Origin of the sequence: Acrocarpospora catenulata (genome assembly GCF_018476525.1) — a bacterium.
In the GTDB taxonomy this organism is placed as follows: domain Bacteria; phylum Actinomycetota; class Actinomycetes; order Streptosporangiales; family Streptosporangiaceae; genus Acrocarpospora; species Acrocarpospora catenulata.
Genome location: NZ_JAHCST010000135.1, coordinates 1 through 3414, shown reverse-complemented (window position 1 = coordinate 3414; position 3414 = coordinate 1). Strand labels below are relative to the sequence as shown.

At 68.5% G+C, this 3414-nt stretch carries 3 protein-coding genes; all 3 read left to right on the top strand.

What is annotated here, in order from left to right; genetic code table 11:
* Positions 1–248 precede the first annotated feature (248 nt).
* Positions 249–1316: a substrate-binding domain-containing protein gene (locus tag KIP79_RS45975; protein WP_214111397.1), complete on the top strand. Its 1068-nt coding sequence runs from the start codon at positions 249–251 to the stop codon at positions 1314–1316.
* Complete coding sequence (locus tag KIP79_RS45970; protein WP_308170258.1) at positions 1313–2476, top strand: Gfo/Idh/MocA family protein; 1164 nt, start codon at positions 1313–1315, stop codon at positions 2474–2476. The genes KIP79_RS45975 and KIP79_RS45970 overlap by 4 nt, the downstream gene beginning before the upstream one ends.
* Before the next feature lie 148 nt (positions 2477–2624).
* On the top strand, positions 2625–3414 hold a 790-nt coding region (locus tag KIP79_RS45965; protein WP_214111396.1), incomplete at its 3' end, for a sugar phosphate isomerase/epimerase family protein.

Genomic DNA, 3414 nt, shown 5'->3' with positions numbered 1-3414 from the left:
GCGGCACGATCATCGGCTCCATCCTGGGCCTGCTGATCTTCACGGTGATCACCAACCTGTTCATCCTGAACGGCCTGAACACCAGCGACCAGCTGATCGCCAAGGGCCTGATCATCGTCGCCGCCGTACTCCTGCAGCGGCGCAGCCTACAAGCAGCCACTTAGCCCCCATCACCCTCAACGGGCCAAGGATCCCCCCCTCCGGCCCTGCTTCCTTACTGCCTGATCCACCATCAAAGGGAGAAAACCATGGCCCAGAACCCGGGTCGCCGCGGATTCCTCGTCGGCGGAGCCGTTCTCGGTGTCGGCGCCCTCGCCGCCGCCTGTACCAGCAACGAGCCGGCTCCCGCCGCCAACTCAGCCCCCACCAGCGCGGCTCCGGCCGCGGCCGCCACCGGTGGTAACGACGCGCCGGGCGAGAAGGTCGTGATCGGCTTCTCCGCTCCCGCCGCCGACCACGGCTGGATCGCGGCCATCGCCAAGAACGCCGAGGCCGCGGCCAAGCAGTACAGCGATGTGGAGTTCAAGCCGGTCGAGCCGACCAACGACATCAACCAGCAGATCTCCGCGGTCGAGTCGCTGATCCAGCAGAAGGTCAACGTCATCGTGATGCTGCCCAACGACGGCCAGCAGCTCAACCAGGTGGCCCGCCAGGCCAGCGACGCCGGCATCCCGGTGGTCAACCTGGACCGCATCTTCCCCGACAAGCTGTCCTACCGGACCTGGATCGGCGGCGACAACTACGGCATGGGCGTGGCCGCCGGCCACTACATCGGTAAGAAGCTGAAGGACAAGGGTGTCAGCAACCCGGTCATCCTGGAGATCCAGGGCATCGCCACCCTGCCGCTGACCCAGGACCGCAGCAAGGGCTTCGAGGACGCGCTGAAGTCCTACGGCTTCAGCGTGACCGCCAAGCAGGACGCCCAGTTCACCGTGGAGTCCGGCACCGAGGTGGCCAGCAACCTGCTGCAGGCGCACAAGAAGATCGACGCGATCTGGAACCACGACGACGACCAGGGCATCGGTGTGCTGGCCGCCATCAAGGAGGCCGGCCGCAACGAGTTCTTCATGGTCGGCGGCGCCGGCTCGGCCAACGCGATGCGCGACATCCAGGCCGGTTCCAGCGTGCTGGAGGCCACGGTCACCTACAGCCCGACGATGGCCTCCTCGGCGATCAAGCTGGCCCGTCTGATCGCGCAGGGCAAGGGGATGAGCGATCTGCTGGAGAAGCAGGTGCCGCAGTCGATCACGCTGGCTTCGGAGACCATCACCAAGGAGAACGTGGACCAGTACCTGCCGCTGGGCTTCGAGTCGTGAAGCAGCAAATCGGGGTCGGCATGGTGGGGTACGCGTTCATGGGGCGCGTGCACTCCCAGGCCTGGCGCAGCGTCGGAGCCTTCTTCGACCTGCCCCTCTCGCCGTCGATGGCGGTACTGTCCGGCCGGTCCGCCGGGCGAACCGCCGAAGCCGCCGCCCAGCTCGGCTGGGCGGCCGTCGAGACGGACTGGAAGGAGCTGGTCAAGCGCGACGATGTGCAGATCGTGGACATCTGCACGCCGGGCGACTCGCACGCCGAGATCGCCATCGCGGCGCTGGAGGCCGGCAAGCACGTCATCTGCGAGAAGCCGCTGGCCAACACCGTGGCCGAGGCCGAGGCGATGGCGGCCGCGGCCCGCGCCGCGGCGGCCCGGGGCGTGCGCAGCATGGTCGCCTTCAACTACCGCCGGGTCCCGGCCATCGCGCTGGCCCGCCAGCTGGTGGCCGAAGGCCGGCTGGGCGTCATCCGGCACGTTCGGGCCCAGTACCTGCAGGACTGGATCATCGATCCGGAGTTCCCGCTGGTCTGGCGCCTGCAGAAGGACAAGGCCGGGTCCGGCGCGCTGGGCGACATCGGCGCGCACATCGTGGACACCGCCCAGTTCATCCTGGGCGACCGGCTCACCGGCGTCTCCGCGCTGACCGAGACCTTCATCAAGGAGCGCCCGCTGGCCGACGAGTCGGCCGGGCTCTCCGCCGAGGGCGGCGTCGACCGCGGCCAGGTCACGGTGGACGACGCCGCGCTGTTCACCGGGCGGTTCGCGGGCGGGGCAGTGGCCTCCTTCGAGGCCACCCGGTTCGCCACCGGCCGGAAGAACGCGCTGCGGATCGAGATCAACGGCTCGCTCGGCAGCCTCTCCTTCGACTTCGAGGCCCTCAACGAGCTGTGGTTCCACGACCACACGCTGGCGGCCGAGGAGGGGGGTTTCCGGCGCGTGCTGGTGACCGAGCCGGGACACCCGTACGCGGGGGCCTGGTGGCCGCCCGGTCACGGGCTCGGCTACGAGAACACCTTCACGCACGAGATCAAGGATTTTCTGGAGGCCATCGGTGGCGGGTTCGACCCGTCGCCCTCCTTCGAGGATGGTCTGCAGGTTCAACGGGTACTCGCCGCGGTGGAACAGAGCGCCGCCGACGAGAGCCGATGGACCGCGATATGACCTCGGGGGGCCCACCCGCCTGCCGCCCGGTACGCGTCCAGGTCAGGGCGCCCGGTTCCACGTTGCGCCGAAGCGGGGAACCGGGCGGGTGCCACCCGACCCGCCCGGGCGGCAGGGCAATCCTTAACAACAGAAGTGGAGTAGTGGGATGACGCGACCGATCACTCTGTTCACCGGCCAGTGGGCCGATCTGCCCTTCGAGGAGGTGTGTCGGCTCGCTTCCGAATGGGGCTACGACGGCCTGGAAATCGCCTGCTGGGGCGACCACTTCGAGGTCGACAAAGCCCTCGCCGACGACTCCTACGTCCCCCGCAAACTGGAGACCCTGGAGAAGCACAACCTGAAGGTGTGGACGATCTCCAACCACCTGGTCGGCCAGGCCGTCTGCGACAACCCCATCGACGAACGCCACAAAGGCATCCTGCCCGCCCGCATCTGGGGCGACGGCGAACCCGAAGGCGTCCGGCAGCGGGCCGCCGAGGAGATCAAGGACACCGCGCGTGCCGCGGCCAAACTCGGCGTCTCCACCGTGGTCGGCTTCACCGGTTCATCGATCTGGCACACGGTTGCGATGTTCCCGCCCGCGCCGGCTTCGATGATCGAGGCGGGCTATCAGGACTTCGCCGACCGCTGGCACCCCATCCTGGACGTGTTCGAAGAGGTCGGTGTGCGCTTCGCCCACGAGGTGCACCCCAGCGAGATCGCCTACGACTACTACACCACGGTGAAAACGCTGGAGGCCATCGGCCACCGCGCCTCCTTCGGCCTGAACTGGGACCCCTCCCACATGGTCTGGCAAGGCCTGGATGCGGCCAACTTCATCCTGGACTTCGCCGACCGCATCTACCACGTCGACTGCAAGGACGCCACCGTCCGCCGCCCCGACGGCCGCCGCGGCCGCCTGTCCTCCCACCTGCCCTGGGCCGACCTGCGCCGCG

Bases quoted from the DNA above. Each gene is read 5' to 3' on its own strand.
- KIP79_RS45975 (WP_214111397.1), top strand. From the start codon at position 249: ATGGCCCAGAACCCGGGTCGCCGCGGATTCCTCGTCGGCGGAGCCGTT.